Source organism: Bradyrhizobium sp. 147 (assembly GCF_023073935.1).
Taxonomy (GTDB): domain Bacteria; phylum Pseudomonadota; class Alphaproteobacteria; order Rhizobiales; family Xanthobacteraceae; genus Bradyrhizobium.
In genome coordinates, this window is record NZ_JADPKL010000077.1 from 262,763 (window position 1) to 280,494 (window position 17,732).

The window sequence follows — 17,732 nt, forward strand, 5'->3', positions numbered from 1 at the left end:
TCAACAAAACACGGTACATCCCAATGAGCCGTCGGCGTCGCATTTATGAAGGCAAGGCAAAGGTTCTCTATGAAGGCCCGGAGCCCGGTACCCTGATCCAGCACTTCAAGGATGACGCCACCGCGTTCAATGCGAAAAAGCATCAGGTGATCGAGGGCAAGGGTGTCCTCAACAACCGGATCTCGGAGTACCTGTTTCAGCACCTCAACGACATCGGGGTGCCGACCCATTTCATCCGCCGGCTCAACATGCGCGAGCAGTTGATTCGCGAGGTCGAGATCGTGCCGCTGGAAGTGGTGGTGCGGAACGTTGCCGCCGGCTCGCTGTCGCAGCGCCTCGGCATCGAGGAGGGCACCCAACTGCCCCGTTCGATCATCGAGTTCTACTACAAGAATGACCAGCTCAACGACCCCATGGTGTCGGAAGAGCACATCACTGCGTTCGGCTGGGCGACGCCGCAGGAGATCGACGACATCATGGCGCTCGCCATCCGCGTCAACGATTTCCTCACCGGGCTCTTCCTCGGCATCGGCATCCGCCTCGTCGACTTCAAGATGGAGTGCGGGCGCCTGTTCGAGAACGAGATGATGCGGATCATCGTCGCCGACGAGATCTCGCCGGACTCCTGCCGTCTGTGGGACATCAAGTCGAACGAGAAGCTCGACAAGGACCGCTTCCGCAGGGATCTCGGCGGCCTGCTCGAGGCCTATACCGAAGTCGCAAAGCGCCTCGGCATCCTCATGGAGAACGAGCGTCCGCAGGGCTCCGGCCCGGTGCTGGTGAAAAGCTGAAAGAGGATCTTTGACGTGAAGGCACGTGTTACCGTTACCTTGAAAACGGGTATCCTCGATCCGCAAGGCAAGGCCATCGAAGGCGCGCTGAAGTCGCTCGGCGTCGACGGTATCGCCAGCGTCCGGCAGGGCAAGGTGTTCGACATCGAGCTCGCCGGCGCCGATAAGGCCAAGGCGGAAGCCGCGCTGAAGGAAGCCGCCGACAAGCTGCTGGCGAACACCGTGATCGAGAATTATCGGGTCGAGATCGTCTAACGCGCGCGCCGCTCACAGCCACCCGACACGCCGAAAACGCCAGTACAGCGCGCCGCATGCCGTCAGCATCACGCCGAGCAGCATGTAATAGCCGTATTCCCATTCCAGCTCCGGCATGTGCTTGAAGTTCATGCCGTAGATGCCGGCGAGGGCAGTCGGGATGGCGATGATCGCGAGCCAGGAGGCGAGCTTCTTGGACACCGCCGTTTCCTGCGCCTGGCCGACCAGCAGGCTCGCCTCGAAGGCGAAGGCCAGCACCTCGCGCATGGAATCGATGCGCTCCTGGATGTTGCGGACGTGGTCCGTGACGTCGCGGAACAGCGGCTGCATGGCCTGGCGCACCATGGCGAGTTCGTCGTGCTCCAGCCGGCGGCAAACCTCCACCAGCGGGCCGATCGCGGTCCTGAGCCGCAACAGGTCGCGGCGCAGCATGTAAAGCCGCTCGATCTGCGCCTTGCTGATCGGCTTGGAGAGCACGTCGTCCTCGATGGCCTCGACTTCATCGTGAATGCTTTCGAGCACGGGCGAGTAATTGTCGACGATGAAATCGAGGATGGCGTAGAGGATGTAATCCTCGCCGCGCGCCAGCGCCCGCGGGCAGCTTTCGCAGCGTTCGCGTACCGGCGTGTAGGAGGTCGAAGCGCCGTGGCGCACCGACACCAGATAGCCTTCGCCGACGAAGATGTGCGTCTCGCCGAAGGCGATGCGGCCCTCGATCAATTGCGCGGTGCGCGCGACGATGAACAGAGCCTCGCCATATTGCTCGATCTTGGGCCGCTGATGGGCGTGGTTGGCGTCCTCGATGGCGAGCTCGTGCAAATCGAACTGCTTCTGCACGGCGCCGAGGAGCGCCATGTCGGGTTCGTGCAGGCCGATCCAGACCACGTGTCCGGGCTTGGCCCGCCAGCTCGAGGCCTCGCTGATGGCGATATTGGCAACGCGGCGGCCGTCGACATAGGCGCCGGCCGCGACGACGCCCTCGGCGGACACCGGTTCGGCAGGAGATGCGGACAGCGACGGGACGTTCATGGCTTCAATCCCGGGCAATTCGAGCGGCCAAACCGCATGCGGCCATGGCCTGTGTACAAGGCCCTTTGCCGAGGCTAGCACTGGTAAAATCCCCGTCAAATGGTTATGTCTCTTGGCGAATTGGCCCTCCCTGCCATCTCGATTCCAGCCACCGTCGGAACCTTACGCCATGAAAGCCGCCATCCTCGTCTTTCCCGGAATCAACCGCGAGCGCGACATGGCGCGTGCCTTGAGGCTGATCTCCGGCCGCGAGCCCGCGATGGTGTGGCACGCCGAGACTTCACTGCCTGCGGGCACCGACCTCGTGGTGGTGCCGGGCGGCTTCTCCTATGGCGACTATTTGCGCTGCGGCGCGATCGCGGCGCGCGCGCCCGTAATGGACGCGGTGCGCGACTATGCAGCCAAGGGCGGCCTCGTGCTCGGCGTCTGCAACGGTTTCCAGATCCTCTGCGAATCCGGCCTGTTGCCGGGCGTCTTGATGCGCAATGCGCGGCTGAAATTCATCTGCCACGACGTGCATCTGCGGGTCGAGCGTTCCGACACGCCGTTCACCCGCGGCTACAATGCCGGGCAGGTGATCCGCGTGCCCGTCGCGCATGGCGAGGGCAATTACGAGGCGGACGAAGAGACTATCAAGCGGCTCGAAGGCGAGGGGCGGGTGCTCTATCGCTACTGCTCCCCTGAGGGCGTGGTTGATGAGACCCATAACATCAACGGCGCGGCGCATTCCATCGCCGGCATCGTCAACGACAAGGGCAACGTGCTCGGCATGATGCCGCATCCGGAAAACCACGTCGAAGACATCATGGGCTGCACTGACGGCCGCGGCCTGTTCGCCGGCCTCGTCCAGCATCTGGAAAAAGCCGCGTGATCTGGTTCGTGCTGAAGCGGTCGCTCGCCGCGCTCGCGGCGCTGTCGTTCGCGAGCGTTGCGTTCGCGCAGGATTATCCCAAGCGTCCAATCACCATGATCGTGCCGTTCGCGGCCGGCGGCACCTCGGACGTGATCGCGCGGACCGTGGCCGAGCAGATGGGCATCGCGCTCGGCCAGACCATGGTGATCGAGAACGTCGCCGGCGCCGGCGGCTCGACGGCGCTGGCACGCGCCTCCCGCGCCGAGCCCGACGGCTACACCATCGCGATCGGCAATGCCGGCACCAACGCGGCGACCTACACGATCTATCCAAAGCTGCCGTTCACGCCGGAATCGTTCGTGCCGATCGCCATGGTGGCGAAGACGTTCGGCGTCGTCGCCGTGCGCAAGGATTTTCCGGCCAAGGACCTGAAAGAGTTCATCGCCTACGTCAAGGCCAATCCAGGCAGGATCAATCTCGGCCATGCCGGCGTCGGCTCCTCGAACTATCTGATCTGCAAGAGCTTCGTCACCGCCGCCGGGATCGACGCGACGCTGGTCGGCTATCGCGGTGCCGCGCCCGCGCTGACCGATGCGATCGGCGGCCAGATCGACGGCGTCTGCGATGCGGCCGCCTCCGTCTCGCAGGCAATCAACGACAAGCTGGTAAAGGGCCTCGTGGTCGGCTCGACCGTGCGGCTGGCCTCGTTGCCCGATCTGCCGACATCAGCCGAAGCCGGCCTAGCCGAATTCGAGGCGCAGGGCTGGAACGGCCTGTTCGCGCCCAAGGGCACCCCGCCGGCCGTGATCGCCAAGCTGAATGCCGCCGCGCGCACGGCTGTGGAATCCGACGCGGTGAAGAAGCGCTTCGCTGACCTCTCGACCGTTGCGCCCGATCCCGACGAGCACACGCCGGAAGTGCTGCAAAAGCTCGTGACGCGCGACGTGGAAAAATACCGGAAAATGCTCGCGGACGACGCCAAGTAGCGGCCAGCCTTCGATCGACAATCATTCATTTGTTTGCAGGCGGCGCAGCTATGGTTGCGCATCAGTGGCGCCAGACCGAAAGTCAGCTCAATCAGGAGGGGTCGGGCTCGTCACAAAAATGGAGCGGAAGAAGGGGGCGCATCTTCCTCGTGGCGGCCGCTACGCCCCATCTCATCCCGCTCTAGCGCAGCTTCAGCCGTTCGGTCGGCACCGTCATTGCCGCAACACCGGCCATGACCAGCAGCAGACCCAGCGCGAGGTTCGACGGCACGCTCTCGCCGAGCAGCAGCACGGAGAGGCCGACGCCGATCGGGATGCGCAAATAGCCTTGGGCGTTCGTCGTGAGCGTGCCGAGCCGCCCGAGGCAAACATAGAACAGCATCAAGCCAATGCGCTCGACACGATGCCCATGACGATGGTGGCGGTGATCGCGGTCGGGTCGGGTGCAGCGTCCAGGGCTGGTCGATGAGAAGCGAGGGCGGCAGCAGGATGATGCCGCCGAACAGCAGCGAACCGGCCGCCACCACCATCGGGTCGTAATCGGACAGGCGCAGGCCGAAGATCGTGGCGCAGGCAAACGAGATGGTGGCGAAGAGGATCGCGACCTCCGCGATGATCTCGCGACTGAGCCCGCGCAGCGCATCGAGGCCGACGATGAGAATCGTGCCGGCAAGCCCGAGGATCGCGCCCGCGAGCTTGAGCAGCGTCGCCGGCTCGTGCCGCGTGATCAGCGACGTGATCAGGAAGGCGAAGATCGGCGTCGTCGAAGCCAGCACCACCGTGTTCGACGCCGGCACATATTGCTGCGACCAGGTGATGATCAGGAACGGAAAGGTCGAGTTGATCAATTGCTGGGTCGCGAACAGCTTCCAGGCTTTCGCGTCGGTCGGGATCGTGACGCCGCGCATCCACAGGATCGCGAACAGGAAGGCGGCCGCGATCAGCGAGCGCGCCGCGATGAAGGTGATGGGTGGGATCGTGTCCAGCGCCAGCTTGGCCAGCGGATAGGTCGAGCTCCAGCAGCAGGCCAGCGCCAGCAGCAGCGCGAAGTCGCGCCAGCTGCGTGCGCCGGTGGTGGCGATTGACGGCAACGTTGATGCGGACGCCGTCGTGCGACCCGCCTCCGATGTGCTGTGCGGCACCTTGTTCTTGCTCCCCGGCGCACAAGCGCTTGACCAACTCTGGGCGAGGGAGCGTGAAAAGGGAAGGCCTCGAGCTATGCGTTTGGCTGGGGCTGCGGCTTCCGCTTCACCCGCTTGATCGTCCCGGAAAAGGTGAACAGCGGCCGTCCGTCGGAGGCCAGCTTGCCACGCAGGAAGATCAGCGAGCCGCCGGCGCGAGACACTTCGCCCACGCATTCGATCAACTCGCCCTCGCGTGCTGCATCGAGGAAGTCGCAGGCGAAATTGGTGGTCACGGCAGGTCCATCCAACTCATGTGTGGCGATTGCAAACAGGCAATAATCGGCGAAGGCCATGAAGCAGCCGCCATGGACGTTGCCGGAGCCGTTGAGGTGCTTCCTCTCCACCCGGAAGGCGCAGCGGACGCTGCCGTCCGCCTCGATCCGGTGCCAGAAGGGGCCGACATGGGATTCAAAACTGTCGCGAATCCAGGTCCGCCAGCCCTTGAATTCGCCGTCTGTGGCGACGTGGAGGTCGGGGCGGCGGAGCGGGGGCGCTTTGGTCAATTCGTGCACGGACGTGGGCCTTCAATTGCGGGTCTTTAGCCCTTAAATCCGATCCGTCCGCGCCGTGCAATTCCTGTTCCCGCAGCTCGCCTGCCGCAAAACGTGGGACAGCGGGAAAATGCGCCATAAAGGGCTTTTCGTGAGCCCCCGATGTTCCTAAGAACGGCCAAACGCTGCCGAAAGCCCCCAATCCATGAAGAATGAACCCAAGATCACCCCAGAACTGGTTGCCGCCCACGGGCTCAAGCCCGACGAGTATGAGCGCATCCTCAAGCTGATCGGGCGGGAGCCGACCTTCACGGAACTCGGCATCTTCTCGGCGATGTGGAACGAGCATTGCTCGTACAAGTCCTCACGCATCCATTTGCGCGGCCTGCCGACCAAGGCGCCCTGGGTGATCCAGGGGCCCGGCGAGAATGCCGGCGTGATCGATATCGGGGATGGGCAGGCTGTGGTCTTCAAGATGGAGAGCCACAACCACCCGAGCTACATCGAGCCGTACCAGGGCGCGACCACCGGCGTCGGCGGCATTTTGCGCGACGTCTTTACTATGGGCGCGCGTCCGATCGCTTGCCTCAACGCGCTGAGCTTCGGCGCGCCGGAACATCCCAAGACGCGGCACCTCGTGTCCGGCGTGGTGGCCGGCGTCGGCGGCTACGGCAATTCCTTCGGCGTGCCGACGGTCGGCGGCCAGGTGCGCTTCCACACCCGCTATGACGGCAACATCCTCGTCAACGCGATGGCCGTGGGCCTCGCCGATGCCGACAAGATCTTCTATGCGGCTGCCTCCGGCGTGAACATGCCGATCGTCTATTTGGGCTCCAAGACCGGCCGCGACGGCATTCACGGCGCCTCGATGGCGTCGGCCGAGTTCGACGATAAGTCCGAGGAGAAGCGCCCGACCGTGCAGGTCGGCGATCCCTTCGCCGAGAAGCTGCTGCTCGAGGCCTGCCTCGAGATCATGGAGAAGGGCTGCGTCATCGCGATCCAGGACATGGGCGCGGCGGGCCTGACCTGCTCGGCGGTCGAGATGGGCGCCAAGGGCGACCTCGGCGTCGATCTCGATCTCGATGCGGTGCCGACGCGCGAGACCGGCATGAGCGCCTACGAGATGATGCTCTCGGAGAGCCAGGAGCGCATGCTCATGGTGCTCAAGCCCGAGAAGGAGAAAGAGGCCGAGGCGATCTTCAGGAAGTGGGGGCTCGACTTCGCTGTCGTCGGCTACACCACGCCGAGCAAGCGTTTCGTGGTCAAGCATGGCGGCGACGTCATGGCCGATCTGCCGATCAAGGAGCTCGGCGACGAGGCGCCGGTCTATGACCGCCCGCATGTCCCCTCCGCCGCGCCGCCGATCGTGCACGCCCGCGACGTGCCGGCGCCGATGGGCCTGGGTGCGGCCTTGGAGAAGCTGATCGGCACGCCGGACATGTGCTCTAAGCGCTGGGTCTGGGAGCAGTACGACCACGTCATTCTCGGCAACACCATGCAGCGTCCCGGCGGCGATGCCGCCGTGGTGCGCGTGCAGGACGGGCCGAAGGGCCTGGCGCTCACCGTCGATGTCACGCCGCGCTATTGCGAAGCCGATCCGTTCGAGGGGGGCAAGCAGGCGGTGGCGGAAGCTTGGCGTAACATCACCGCGGTCGGCGGCAAGCCGCTGGCGATTACCGACAACCTCAATTTCGGCAATCCTGAACGGCCCGAGATCATGGGCCAGTTCGTCGGCTGCCTGCAGGGCATCTCGGAAGCCTGCCGTACGCTCGACTTCCCGGTCGTCTCCGGCAACGTCTCGCTCTACAACGAGACCAACGGCCGGGCGATCCTGCCGACGCCCTCGATCGGCGGCGTCGGTCTGCTCGACGATTTCACCAAGTCTGCCTCCCTGGCCTTCAAAGCCGAGGGCGAAGCGATCCTGCTGATCGGCGAGACCCATGGCTGGCTCGGCCAGTCGGTGTACCTGCGCGACATCTGCGGTCGCGAGGAGGGCGCCCCGCCGCCGGTCGATCTTAGCGCCGAAAAGCGCAACGGCGATTGCGTGCGCGGCATGATCCATGCGGGCACAGCGACGGCCGTGCACGATCTCTCCGATGGCGGTCTGCTGGTCGCGCTCGCCGAGATGGCGATGGCGAGCGGCATCGGCGCAAGACTGCTCGCAGCACCGACCGCGCTCGTTCCGCAGGCTTATTGGTTCGGCGAAGACCAGGCGCGCTATCTCGTCACCGTGCCGGAAACGGAGGCCGGCCGCGTGCTCGCCAAGATGCGCGGCTGCGAGGTGCCCTGCGTGCGCATCGGCACCACTGGTGGCGATGCGGTTGCGATCTCAGGTGAAGCGCCGGTGGCGATCGACGTGTTGCGTCAGTCGTTCGAGCGCTGGCTGCCGGAGTATATGGGCGGGAAGGTGGCCTGAGCGGCTTCCGCATACTCAGACCCGGATTACGCTTCACAACACGTGCGACGCGCCCGGAATCTTCCGCAACGCCGCAGTCAGGCCCCAGCTCAGGATCGCCGTGAGCACGAAGCCGATCGCCGCCTTCGCGATCGCAGGCCACGCATAGTCGAACAGAGCGTACTGGATCCACAGCGCGATCGGATAATGCACCAGGAACATGCCGTAGGCATCCGCCTGCATGCGATCGAGCAGGGTCGGCCCTGGCGCCTTCGAATGCAGGAAGAAGGCGAGAATCGCGAGCAGGATCGAGGCCGAGAACAGCACGAGAAACGTGCCGTAGAACACATGATACCAGTGCGGCAGCGGATCCGGATTCCCGAGGATCTCACGCTTGACATAGATCATGCCCCACATCAGGCAGTAGGGGATCAGCGTGACGACCACCCACAGCCAGCGGGTTTTCGGCAACTGGCCCTCGGCGCTGAGCACACCGCGGTCGAAGTTCGCCGCACCGACGCTGACCCCTATGAAGAAATACGCGAAATAGAGCAGGATGCGGCTCGCCTGCACCGAGAACGGCCCGAACTCGAACCACTTGTTGGCCCCGAAATAGACCAGCGCCGGCACGTAGACGATGACACTGATGGCCGCGAGCAGCAGCCAGAATAGGGCCGGTTGCTCGAAACCGCGCACCGAGATGCGGTTGACCGGATCGACCAGATGCGCCGAGACCCGGTAGAGCAGGCTCGCCGTCAGGTCGAACGCCAGCAGCACCCAGACGAACCAGATCGGGCCGCTCGGCCACGGGCCCGCCGTCACCGTCTTCCACCAGAACGAAGCGAAGGTCAGCTCCGGCTCCTGCCGCAGCGCGATCGCGTAATAAGCGAGCGGAATGACGGTGAAGGCCGCGATCACGAACGGCAGCCCGAGGCGCAACAGGCGGTCGCGGAGAAAGACTGACGGCGCCTTGCGCGCGATGCCCGGCCAGGTGAACAGTCCCGACAGGAAGAAGAACATCGCCATGAAGAAGCTGTCGGTGGCGAGCACGATCACGTCGAAGCCGGCCCAGGAGGCCGGATCGGTGTGACCGAAATGCGTGTAGGGGATCACCGCGTGATGCAGCAGCACGACCAGCGTCAGGAAGGTGCGGGCGCGATCGAGCGACAAATTGCGCGCCTTGCTCTTGGGCGCAGCATGCGCCTCCGCGCCGATCGTCGCTGAATGTGACATCGTGATCATCGTTGCCCCGCGCTCCCGCTCCCGGTGCGGACTGTGCCGCCGGGAACCAGATTCATCAAGGGCCCTTTGGGTCACCTAGGAACCAGTTCCGCGCAGCGAAGTTAGCGTTCGCGAAAAAGGTGTGAGGGCCGCGAGGGGGCGGCACCAATTCGGAGGCGGCGATGACGATCCTGAAGTGGGCGCTGATTTTCTTACTTGTCTCGATCGTGGCCGGTGTGCTCGGCTTCACCGGCATTTCGGCCGCCTCCGCCGATATCGCCCGCTTCCTGTTCTACGTCTTCGTCGTGATCTTCCTGGTGCTGCTAATATTGGGGCTCACGATCTTCAGGGCGTAGCCCTGCGGCATCCATGCTTACACTCGTCATGGCCGGCGACGAGCCCGGCCGTGACGGCGGCGTCTAGCCAGGGCTAGCCCACTTCCTCGATCTTCACCTTGTCCGGATAGAAGGCGAGATGGCCGGAAATCTCCGTCATCGCGGGGAAGGGCGTCTCGTACGTCCAGATCGCATTGTCCAGCGTCTTGCCATCGGCCTTGATGCTGTAATAGCTCGCGTCGCCCTTGTACGGGCAGTGGGTGACGCGGTCGGTGCGCTCGAGCAGCGCCATATTGGTGTCCTCCCGCGGTACATACTGTACCGCCGGATATTTGGCCTCCTTTAGGGTCAGCGCCTTGCTGGTCTCGGCAATCACGATGTCGCCGGCCGACACGCGGACGCGCCGGGGATTTTGGGTGATGGTGATGGGGTGGTCGGGCCCTGGAAGCTTCATGATGTCACGCCTTTTCGATCAACCTGCCGCGCGCGGCACTTTATCGTGCCTTCCTGTTGCGATCAGGGATATAGTGCCGGACGGCGTGACGGTGAAGGCCGTTCACGCTAAGTTTGGCCGAGCCGGTGAGGGGACCCCGGCAAGCGATTCGAGACCAGAAGGAGCAAGACCCGAAATGCCCATGGACGCCCACGATATCGAGGCGATGATCAAGGCAGCGATCCCCGATGCCGAGGTGACCATCCGAGACCTCGCCGGCGACGGCGATCACTATGCCGCGACCGTGATCTCTGAATCCTTCCGCGGCAAGTCCCGCGTCCAGCAGCACCAGATCGTGTATCAGTCCCTGCGCGGGCAGATGGGCGGCGTCCTGCACGCCCTGGCGCTGCAAACCGGGGTACCTGGCGGACCCGGGGCGCCGGGCACCTGATCTGAACGGCACCTGATCTCGGCGCGACGGGGGACGATGATGGCTGCGGACAACCCGCGCGGCGCAATGTTTCGCGTCATCGGTCCGAACCAGCACGGCCGCGTCACCAATGCCGAGCTGTTCTTCGACCTCGTCTTCGTCTTTGCCGTCACGCAAATCTCCCACACGCTGCTGCACCATTTCACGCCGCTCGGCGCGGTCCATGTCGCGGTGCTGTTTCTGGCGGTGTGGTGGGTGTGGGTCTACACCGCCTGGGTCACCAACTGGCTCAATCCCGAGCTGACGCCGGTCCGCATCCTGCTGTTTGCGATGATGCTGGGCGGCCTCGTGCTGTCGACGACCATCCCAACCGCCTTCGAGGGCCGGGGCCTGTGGTTTGCGATTGCCTATGCGGCCATGCAGGTCGGACGCACGGCGTTCTGGCTGTTCGCGACCCCCCATCATCGCACCGCGGTGCGGCACAACGCCATTCGCATCCTGACCTGGCTGTCGCTCTCCGCTGTGTTGTGGATCGCAGGCGGCTTGTCCGAGGGAGACACCCGGCTATGGCTGTGGATCGCAGCAGTGACCTGGGAGTACATCTCGCCGGCCGCACGCTTCTGGGTCCCGAAGCTGGGCTTCTCGTCGGTCGAGGCCTGGGCCGTCGAAGGCGCGCACATGGCCGAGCGCTGCTCTTTGTTCGTCATCATCGCGCTTGGCGAAGCCGTCGTCGTCAACGGCGCCACTTTTGCTGAGCTGACCTGGACCGCGGGCAACATCCTCGCCTTCGTCTCGGCCCTGGTCGGCGCCATCGCGATGTGGTGGGTCTATTTCCACAAGGGCGCGGAGGCCGGCTCCGAGCGCATCTCCAAGTCCACCGAATCCGGGCGGCTGGCGCGGCTCGCCTACACTTATCTGCACATGCCGATCGTCGCCGGCATCATCCTGACCGCGGTCTCGGACGAACTGGTGCTGAAGCATCCCACCGGTCATTCCGACCTGCGGATCATCCTGAGCACGATCGGCGGGCCGCTGGTATTCCTGGTCGGCACCATCCTGTTCAAGCACGCCATTCGCGGCTTCCTTCAGCTCTCCCACGGCATCGGCATCATCCTGCTGCTGGTGCTGTGGTGGTTCGCCGCCGACCTCTCGCCGCTCTGGCTGTCGGTCGCGACGTCCGTGATCATGATTGTCGTTGCGGTGTGGGAATCGGTGTCGCTCGGGTCGGCAACCGAGGCCTAAGCGCGGAGGCCTAGTCGGCGACCTCCAGCGCGTGCACCGAGAACATCTTGGCCGCATCGGTCCAGCTTTCGCGCACGCGCCAGCCTGCGTCTTGCGCCAACGCAGCAAAGCGCTCGAGGCTGTATTTGTAGCTGTTCTCGGTGTGGATGCTCTCACCGGCGCGGAACGAGAAGCTGGTGCCGAGCAGGCGCACGATCTGGCTCTTCTTGCTGATCAGGTGCATCTCGATCCGATGACGCTCGCGATTGTAGATGGCGCGATGGGTGAACGCGGAGAGATCGAAATTGCCGCCGAGTTCGCGGTTGATGCGGACCAGCACATTGAGGTTGAAGCGCGCAGTGACGCCGGCGGCATCGTTATAGGCATCAAAGAGCACCCGCTCGTCCTTCTCGAGATCGGCGCCGATGATCATCTGCGCGCCGCGGCCGAGGATCTTGCGTGCGCTCTTCAGGAAGCCCTCGGCTTCCTGCGGCTCGAAATTGCCGATGGTCGAGCCAGGGAAGAAGCCGACCTTGGGCATGGACGCGACCGCCCTGGGCAGCTCGAACGGCGTGGTGAAGTCGGCCGCCACCGGGTGGATGCCGAGCGCGGGAAAATCCCGCTTCAAGCCGTTTGCCTGCGCCTTCAGGAAATCGCCGGAGATGTCGACGGGCACATAGGCTGCAAACTTGCAGTGGTTCAACAGCAGCCGGACCTTCGTGGTCGCGCCGGCGCCGAACTCGACCAGGGCCGCATGCTCTGGGATGATCTTCGCGATCTCGCTGCCGCGCTCTTTCAGGATCGATAGCTCGGTGCGCGTCGGATAATATTCCGGCAGGCGCGTGATCGCCTCGAACAATTCCGATCCGGTCGCATCGTAGAAATATTTCGGCGACAGCTTTTTCGGCTGCTGCGAGAGATTCTCGATCGCCTCGCGGGCGAAGGCAGTCGTCTGCTCGTCGGGGAGATGGGCTTCGGCCAAAGCGCTGGCGTGCACATTCATGATACTCTCCTGAACGCGCTGTCCGGCGCGCATTTGTCGTCGGAAGTTTTTTTACTCGTAGTCGGCAAGCCGCAGCCCCGTGAACTGCCAGCGGTGGTGCGGATAGAAGAAGTTGCGATAGGTGATACGGCTGTGGCCTTCGGGAGTTGCAAGCGAGGAGCCGCGCAGCACCAACTGGTTGACCATGAATTTGCCGTTGTATTCGCCGAGCGCGCCTTCGACGGCGCGGTAGCCGGGGTAGGGCGCGTATGAAGAGCGGGTCCATTGCCAGACAATGCCGAAAGCATCGTTGAGCTGGCCCGTGCGGGCCGCGACCTCCCATTCTATCTCGGTCGGCAGGTGCTTTCCGGCCCAGCGCGCGAACGCATCCGCCTCGTAATAGCTGACGTGGCAGACCGGCGCGTTCGGATCGATCGGCTTGAGGCCGGCCAGCGTCATCACGTGCCAGGCGCCATCGACCTCGCGCCAATGGCCCGGAGCGTCCCAGCCCTCATTGCTCACGGTGGCAAAACCGTCCATCAGCCACAGCGTTGCGGTCCGGTAGCCGCCGTCGCGCATGAAGGCGAGCCATTCGCCGTTGGTGACGAGATGGCGGGCGATCTTGACCGGGCCGACGAGGGCGCGATGCGGCGGCTTCTCATTGTCGAAATGGAAGCTGTCGTCGACGTGGCCGACGGTGTGGATGCCCTCGTTCAGCGTCAGCCAGTCCTCGCCGCCCCGGGTCGCGGCCGGGAAACGCCAGTTCGGATCGTAGGCCGGCGAGACCGGGTTTTGCGCGAAGGCGTGCAGGATGTCGGTGAACATCAATTCCTGATGCTGCTGCTCGTGATTGAGCCCGACCTCGACCAGCGGTGCGATCTCGCGCAGCTTGTCCCAGCCGGCCTCGCGGAAGAATTTGACGACGGCTGCATCGACATAGCTGCGATAGGCGCCGACCTGGTCGGCGTTGGGACGCGTGATGTCGCCGCGGCGATGCCGGGCATGACGCGCGCCGGCGCTGACGTAATAGGAATTGAACAGGAACGCGAAATCGGGGTGGAAGGGCCGGTAATTAGGACAGTGCTCGCCGAGCAGGAATTGCTCCCAAAACCAGGTGGTATGCGCCCGGTGCCATTTCGTCGGGCTCGCATCGGGCATGGACTGGATCTGCTGGTCCTCCGGCGACAGCGGGGCGGCACGGCGCTCGGTCTCGTCGCGTACGGTCAGAAACGCGTCTTGAAGCCGCTGGGCGAACTTGCCCGGGTCGGAGGACAGCGACGAAAGCTGAGGGGCGGCCGTAGCGGAGGCTGGTTTCGTCACGGTTTTCTCCAGACAGGACAAGAGAACGTTGTTCGCGTTTCCCGGTTCCATGACCAGGGTTCGTCCTAGATAGGGGCTCCGTTACGGTATGAAAGTCCTCCCCGGCGATGATATTGTTGTCATCAGCCTATGCACCGGGGGCGGTTCAGACCGGCCGCCGCCGACCGTTCGGCGCCATTTTGCTTTGGATGCACAACGGTTTGGGCTACATATATGACAGATATCGGGTTAGATCGGCTGAGCCGGCCCGACGTGAAAGAAGGGCTCCGCCCCAGAAGGACACGGATATGAGCATCGAGGAATTCATCGCCAACGAAGTGAAGTCGAACGACGTGGTTCTGTTCATGAAGGGCACGCCGCAATTTCCGCAATGCGGGTTCTCCGGCCAGGTCGTCCAGATCCTCGACCACATCGGCGTCGGCTATAAAGGCCTCAACGTCCTCGAATCCGCCGAGCTGCGCAACGCCATCAAGGAATACTCGAACTGGCCGACCATCCCGCAGCTCTATGTGAAGGGCGAGTTCGTCGGCGGCTGCGATATCGTCCGCGAGATGTTTCAGGCCGGCGAATTGCAGCAGCTCCTCTCTGAGAAGGGCGTCGTCGTCGCGGCTTGATGCATGGCCCAGCTGACGCGCCGGATCGGCGGCGCCGAGCTCGAGGTCATCGTTGCCGACATCACCACGCTCGGCGTTGACGCCATCGTCAACGCCGCAAATTCGTCTCTCCTTGGTGGAGGCGGCGTCGACGGGGCGATCCACGACGCTTCCGGTCCCGAGCTTCTCGCCGAGTGCCGGACGCTCGGAGGATGCCCGACCGGCGATGCCAAGATCACCAAGGGCTATCTTCTGCCTGCGCGGCATGTGATCCATGCGGTCGGCCCCGTCTGGCACGGCGGCGGCCGCGGCGAGGCGGAGGCGCTGCGCTCGTGCTATCGGCGCGCGCTCGAGCTCTGTCAGGCCAACGGGCTGACTTCGCTGGCCTTCTCCGCGATCTCCACCGGCGTGTATCGTTTCCCGGCCGACCAGGCCGCGACGATTGCAGTTCATACGACCATCGACACGCTGCCGGCCACGCCCTCGGTCACCCGCGTCATATTCTGTTGTTTCTCGGAGATAAGCGCCGCTCTTCACACGGCCGTTCTGGCGCGATACGGCAGCCCTTGTGCCTGACAACGCGGTCGGTACACTCCGCGGGCCATGTTCCGGGGAGGGGATATGATTTCACAATCAGGATTGCGTGCGCTGGTCTGCGGCGCGCTGATGTCGCTTGGCCCCGTGTCGCTGGCGCGGGCGGAGGGCACCTACGAGATTCCAGCCGGCGCGCATCTCAACCAGGACAAGCTCGCGAGGATCAGCGAGTTCTTCAAGAACGAAGTCGCTACCGGCAAGATCGCCGGCGCAACCGTGCTGATCAAGCAGCACGGTAAGGCGGTCTTTCACGAAGCGTTCGGCGTTCAGGACGTGGTCAGCAAGGCGCCGATCACCGATAAGACGATCTTCCGCCTGTTCTCGATGACCAAAGCGATTACCTCAGTGGTCGCGATGCAATTGGTCGAGGAGGGCAAGATCAAGCTCGACGATCCCGTCGCGAAATACATCCCGTCCTTCGCCAATGTGAAGGTCGGCGTCGAGAAGAAGGCCGAGGACGGCAGCAGGTCGCTCGAACTGGTGCCGCCCAACCGGCCGATGACGGTGCTCGACCTGATGCGCCACACCTCGGGCATCACCTATGGCTTCTATGGCGACAGCCTGGTGCGCAAAGCCTATCGCGAGGCGAACATCTATGCCGGCGATTTCGATCTTGCCGAGTTCGCCGAGCGGATCGCAAAACTGCCACTGCACAACCAGCCGGGTGCGCTCTGGCAATATGGCCATTCCACCGACGTGCTGGCGCGCGTGATGGAGATCGCGGCCGGCAAGCCGCTGATCGATATCATGCGGGAAAAGCTGCTCGATCCGCTCGGCATGGTCGATACCGGGTTCTTCGTCACCGACCCGGAGAAGCAGAAGCTGCTAGCGCAGCCGGTGCCGAACGACGGCGATTTCCGGGTCGGCCGTATCAACGATCCAACAGTCGTCAAGAAGATCCAATTCGCCAGCGGCGGCATGGTCACGACCATGGCCGACTATGAGCGCTTTGCGCAGATGCTACTCAACGGCGGCAGCCTCCATGGCAAGACCATTCTCAAACCCGAGACTTTCAAGCTGATGGTGACCGATCAGGTCGGACCAGGCTCCGGCGTCGAGCGCGACTACTTCTACTTTCCCGGTGACGGGTTTGGCTTCGGCCTCGGCCTTGCCGTCCGCACTGATCCCGGCAATGCCAAGCCGCCGCCGCCGGGCAATCTCGGCGAATTGAAGTGGGACGGCGCCTCCGGCTGCTATTTCGTGATCGACCCCAAGCAGGACATGTTCTTCGTCCTCCTGGAACAAACCCCGACCGAGCGCCAGCGCGTGCAACGGACATTGAAGCAGTTGGTCTATGAAGCCATGGAGAAGTGAAGTGCGCGGGCGCCGCGCGCTGATCGCGGGGCTCGTTGTTCTGGTCGGTGCCTGCGGTGCGAAGGCCGGCTCTGAGGGACGGGCCGCGCGCAGCTTCTCGCGCGAAGGGTTGGCGAAGGTTTCCGACTACATCCGAAACGAGATCGCCACCGGCAAGATCCCCGGCGCCATCCTGCTCCTTCAGCAGCACGGCAAGCCGGTCTATTACGAAAATTTCGGCGTCCGCGACGTCGCGACCGAGATCTCGATGAGCGCGGATACGATCTTCCGGCTCTATTCGATGTCGAAGCCGATCACCTCTGTCATGGCGATGATGCTGGTCGAGGAGGGCAAGCTTTCGCTCGACGATCCCGTCTCGAAATACATTCCGGCCTTTGCCAAGATGAAGGTCGGCGTCGAGAAGAAGGCCGAGGACGGCAAGGTCGCGCTGGCGTTGGAAGCGCAGAATCGTCCCGTCACGATCAAGGACCTGCTTCGCCACACGTCGGGTCTGCCCTATGGCTATTATGGTGGCGGCATGGTGCGGGAGCTCTATGCCGAGGCCAATCTGTTCCAAAGCAATCTCAGCAATGCCGACTTCGTCGCGAAGATCACCACGCTGCCGCTGGTCGAGCAGCCGGGCACCGCGTGGGATTACGGCTTTTCCACCGACGTGCTCGGCCGCGTCATCGAGGTGGTCGCGGGAAAGACCCTGCTTCAGTTTGAGAAAGAGCGGCTGCTCGATCCGCTTGGCATGACCGAGACCGCGTTCTTCGTCGCCGATCCCGCCAAATTCCCGCGCATTGCCGAGCCGATGCCGGAGGATCGCAACATCGACCCGACCACGCCGGTTCGCGACATCAGGCGGCCGTCGAAGTGGGAATCGGGCGGCGGCGGCATGGTCGGCACGGTCGGCGACTACGCCCGTTTCGCGCAGATGCTGCTCAGTGGCGGCACATATGAGGGACGGCGTTATCTCAAGCCCGAGACGATCGCGCTGATGGCATCCGATCACATTGGACCTGAGACGAAGATCGCGCGCGACCAGAACTATTACCCGGGCGCCACAAGCGGATTCGGCCTCGGCTTCGCCGTACGTACCGCAGTGCCGTCGGGTACTTCCTGGCCGCTTGGCGAATATCGCTGGGACGGCGTCGGCGGCACATTCTTCTTCATCGATCCCAAAGACGATCTGTTCGGGATCTTCATGGTGCAGACCCCCTCGCAGCGCGGCCGGATCCAGCTGGCGCTGAAGACGCTGATCTATCAAGCAATGGGGCGATGATCGCGAGCGTTGGTTGGTCGGCCCGTTACTCCATCTACGCG

18 protein-coding genes and 1 pseudogene are annotated in these 17,732 nt (G+C 63.9%); 12 read left to right on the forward strand and 7 right to left on the reverse strand.

Going from position 1 to position 17,732, the window contains the following annotated elements; all coding sequences use genetic code 11:
- Positions 1-23: 23 nt before the first annotated feature.
- Positions 24-791, forward strand: coding sequence for a phosphoribosylaminoimidazolesuccinocarboxamide synthase (purC, locus tag IVA87_RS17935; RefSeq protein ID WP_173015815.1), 768 nt, complete (start codon positions 24-26; stop codon positions 789-791).
- 15 nt (positions 792-806) lie between these two features.
- A complete protein-coding gene (gene purS, locus IVA87_RS17940) occupies positions 807-1,046 on the forward strand; it encodes a phosphoribosylformylglycinamidine synthase subunit PurS (protein ID WP_247280678.1) in 240 nt (79 codons plus the stop codon).
- Between the two features lie 12 nt (positions 1,047-1,058).
- On the opposite strand, the gene IVA87_RS17945 is transcribed toward purS, so the two are convergent.
- The gene (locus IVA87_RS17945) at positions 1,059-2,075 is read right to left on the reverse strand and encodes a magnesium and cobalt transport protein CorA (protein ID WP_247296544.1); all 1,017 of its coding nucleotides are present in this window, start codon (positions 2,073-2,075) and stop codon (positions 1,059-1,061) included.
- A gap of 169 nt (positions 2,076-2,244) precedes the next feature.
- Between IVA87_RS17945 and purQ the strand changes: the two genes are divergently transcribed.
- Together purQ and IVA87_RS17955 are read left to right on the forward strand one after the other, a co-directional pair.
- Positions 2,245-2,946, forward strand: coding sequence for a phosphoribosylformylglycinamidine synthase subunit PurQ (gene purQ / locus IVA87_RS17950; protein ID WP_247296546.1), 702 nt, complete (start codon positions 2,245-2,247; stop codon positions 2,944-2,946).
- On the forward strand, positions 2,943-3,914 hold the full coding sequence (locus tag IVA87_RS17955) for a tripartite tricarboxylate transporter substrate binding protein BugD (RefSeq protein ID WP_247334471.1): 972 nt from the start codon (positions 2,943-2,945) through the stop codon (positions 3,912-3,914). The genes purQ and IVA87_RS17955 overlap by 4 nt, the downstream gene beginning before the upstream one ends.
- 181 nt (positions 3,915-4,095) lie before the next feature.
- Here IVA87_RS17955 and IVA87_RS17960 read toward each other — a convergent pair.
- Both IVA87_RS17960 and IVA87_RS17965 read right to left on the reverse strand, forming a co-directional pair.
- Positions 4,096-5,056, reverse strand: a pseudogene (locus IVA87_RS17960) (DMT family transporter).
- Positions 5,057-5,130: 74 nt separating this feature from the next.
- Positions 5,131-5,610: a PaaI family thioesterase gene (locus IVA87_RS17965; RefSeq protein WP_247334472.1), complete on the reverse strand. Its 480-nt coding sequence runs from the start codon at positions 5,608-5,610 to the stop codon at positions 5,131-5,133.
- 184 nt (positions 5,611-5,794) lie between these two features.
- Between IVA87_RS17965 and purL the strand changes: the two genes are divergently transcribed.
- Positions 5,795-8,005 (forward strand): phosphoribosylformylglycinamidine synthase subunit PurL, encoded by a 2,211-nt coding sequence (gene purL / locus IVA87_RS17970; RefSeq protein ID WP_247296560.1) that lies wholly within the window; start codon positions 5,795-5,797, stop codon positions 8,003-8,005.
- A 33-nt stretch (positions 8,006-8,038) separates the two neighbouring features.
- Here the strand turns inward: purL and IVA87_RS17975 are convergent, their stop codons facing one another.
- Positions 8,039-9,226, reverse strand: coding sequence for an acyltransferase (locus tag IVA87_RS17975; protein WP_247334473.1), 1,188 nt, complete (start codon positions 9,224-9,226; stop codon positions 8,039-8,041).
- Between the two features lie 161 nt (positions 9,227-9,387).
- On the opposite strand from IVA87_RS17975, the gene IVA87_RS17980 reads away from it, so the two are divergent.
- Positions 9,388-9,561: a DUF1328 domain-containing protein gene (locus tag IVA87_RS17980; RefSeq protein ID WP_007612121.1), complete on the forward strand. Its 174-nt coding sequence runs from the start codon at positions 9,388-9,390 to the stop codon at positions 9,559-9,561.
- Between the two features lie 73 nt (positions 9,562-9,634).
- On the opposite strand, the gene IVA87_RS17985 is transcribed toward IVA87_RS17980, so the two are convergent.
- A complete protein-coding gene (locus tag IVA87_RS17985) occupies positions 9,635-9,994 on the reverse strand; it encodes a DUF427 domain-containing protein (RefSeq protein WP_247296564.1) in 360 nt (119 codons plus the stop codon).
- A 175-nt stretch (positions 9,995-10,169) separates the two neighbouring features.
- Between IVA87_RS17985 and IVA87_RS17990 the strand changes: the two genes are divergently transcribed.
- Both IVA87_RS17990 and IVA87_RS17995 read left to right on the forward strand, forming a co-directional pair.
- Positions 10,170-10,424 (forward strand): BolA family transcriptional regulator, encoded by a 255-nt coding sequence (locus tag IVA87_RS17990; RefSeq protein ID WP_028137365.1) that lies wholly within the window; start codon positions 10,170-10,172, stop codon positions 10,422-10,424.
- 39 nt (positions 10,425-10,463) lie between these two features.
- The gene (locus IVA87_RS17995) at positions 10,464-11,645 is read left to right on the forward strand and encodes a low temperature requirement protein A (RefSeq protein ID WP_247280766.1); all 1,182 of its coding nucleotides are present in this window, start codon (positions 10,464-10,466) and stop codon (positions 11,643-11,645) included.
- Positions 11,646-11,655: 10 nt separating this feature from the next.
- Here the strand turns inward: IVA87_RS17995 and egtD are convergent, their stop codons facing one another.
- Together egtD and egtB are read right to left on the reverse strand one after the other, a co-directional pair.
- The gene (egtD, locus tag IVA87_RS18000) at positions 11,656-12,627 is read right to left on the reverse strand and encodes an L-histidine N(alpha)-methyltransferase (protein WP_247296566.1); all 972 of its coding nucleotides are present in this window, start codon (positions 12,625-12,627) and stop codon (positions 11,656-11,658) included.
- 51 nt (positions 12,628-12,678) lie between these two features.
- A complete protein-coding gene (gene egtB, locus IVA87_RS18005; protein WP_247334474.1) occupies positions 12,679-13,977 on the reverse strand; it encodes an ergothioneine biosynthesis protein EgtB in 1,299 nt (432 codons plus the stop codon).
- Positions 13,978-14,213: 236 nt separating this feature from the next.
- Between egtB and grxD the strand changes: the two genes are divergently transcribed.
- From grxD to IVA87_RS18025, 4 genes are read left to right on the forward strand one after another with little or no spacing between them, the layout of a single operon-like run.
- A complete protein-coding gene (gene grxD / locus IVA87_RS18010; protein ID WP_247296571.1) occupies positions 14,214-14,540 on the forward strand; it encodes a Grx4 family monothiol glutaredoxin in 327 nt (108 codons plus the stop codon).
- Between the two features lie 3 nt (positions 14,541-14,543).
- Positions 14,544-15,095, forward strand: coding sequence for an O-acetyl-ADP-ribose deacetylase (locus IVA87_RS18015; RefSeq protein WP_247296573.1), 552 nt, complete (start codon positions 14,544-14,546; stop codon positions 15,093-15,095).
- A gap of 45 nt (positions 15,096-15,140) precedes the next feature.
- Complete coding sequence (locus tag IVA87_RS18020; protein ID WP_247296575.1) at positions 15,141-16,427, forward strand: serine hydrolase domain-containing protein; 1,287 nt, start codon at positions 15,141-15,143, stop codon at positions 16,425-16,427.
- Between the two features lies 1 nt (position 16,428).
- A complete protein-coding gene (locus tag IVA87_RS18025) occupies positions 16,429-17,691 on the forward strand; it encodes a serine hydrolase domain-containing protein (protein WP_247296577.1) in 1,263 nt (420 codons plus the stop codon).
- Positions 17,692-17,732 lie beyond the last annotated feature (41 nt).

Bases quoted from the DNA above. Each gene is read 5' to 3' on its own strand.
- purC (WP_173015815.1), top strand. From the start codon at position 24: ATGAGCCGTCGGCGTCGCATTTATGAAGGCAAGGCAAAGGTTCTCTAT.
- IVA87_RS17945 (WP_247296544.1), bottom strand. From the start codon at position 2,075: ATGAACGTCCCGTCGCTGTCCGCATCTCCTGCCGAACCGGTGTCCGCC.
- purQ (WP_247296546.1), top strand. From the start codon at position 2,245: ATGAAAGCCGCCATCCTCGTCTTTCCCGGAATCAACCGCGAGCGCGAC.
- purL (WP_247296560.1), top strand. From the start codon at position 5,795: ATGAAGAATGAACCCAAGATCACCCCAGAACTGGTTGCCGCCCACGGG.
- IVA87_RS17975 (WP_247334473.1), bottom strand. From the start codon at position 9,226: ATGATCACGATGTCACATTCAGCGACGATCGGCGCGGAGGCGCATGCT.
- IVA87_RS17980 (WP_007612121.1), top strand. From the start codon at position 9,388: ATGACGATCCTGAAGTGGGCGCTGATTTTCTTACTTGTCTCGATCGTG.
- IVA87_RS17985 (WP_247296564.1), bottom strand. From the start codon at position 9,994: ATGAAGCTTCCAGGGCCCGACCACCCCATCACCATCACCCAAAATCCC.
- IVA87_RS17990 (WP_028137365.1), top strand. From the start codon at position 10,170: ATGCCCATGGACGCCCACGATATCGAGGCGATGATCAAGGCAGCGATC.
- IVA87_RS17995 (WP_247280766.1), top strand. From the start codon at position 10,464: ATGGCTGCGGACAACCCGCGCGGCGCAATGTTTCGCGTCATCGGTCCG.
- egtD (WP_247296566.1), bottom strand. From the start codon at position 12,627: ATGAATGTGCACGCCAGCGCTTTGGCCGAAGCCCATCTCCCCGACGAG.
- egtB (WP_247334474.1), bottom strand. From the start codon at position 13,977: ATGGAACCGGGAAACGCGAACAACGTTCTCTTGTCCTGTCTGGAGAAA.
- grxD (WP_247296571.1), top strand. From the start codon at position 14,214: ATGAGCATCGAGGAATTCATCGCCAACGAAGTGAAGTCGAACGACGTG.
- IVA87_RS18015 (WP_247296573.1), top strand. From the start codon at position 14,544: ATGGCCCAGCTGACGCGCCGGATCGGCGGCGCCGAGCTCGAGGTCATC.
- IVA87_RS18020 (WP_247296575.1), top strand. From the start codon at position 15,141: ATGATTTCACAATCAGGATTGCGTGCGCTGGTCTGCGGCGCGCTGATG.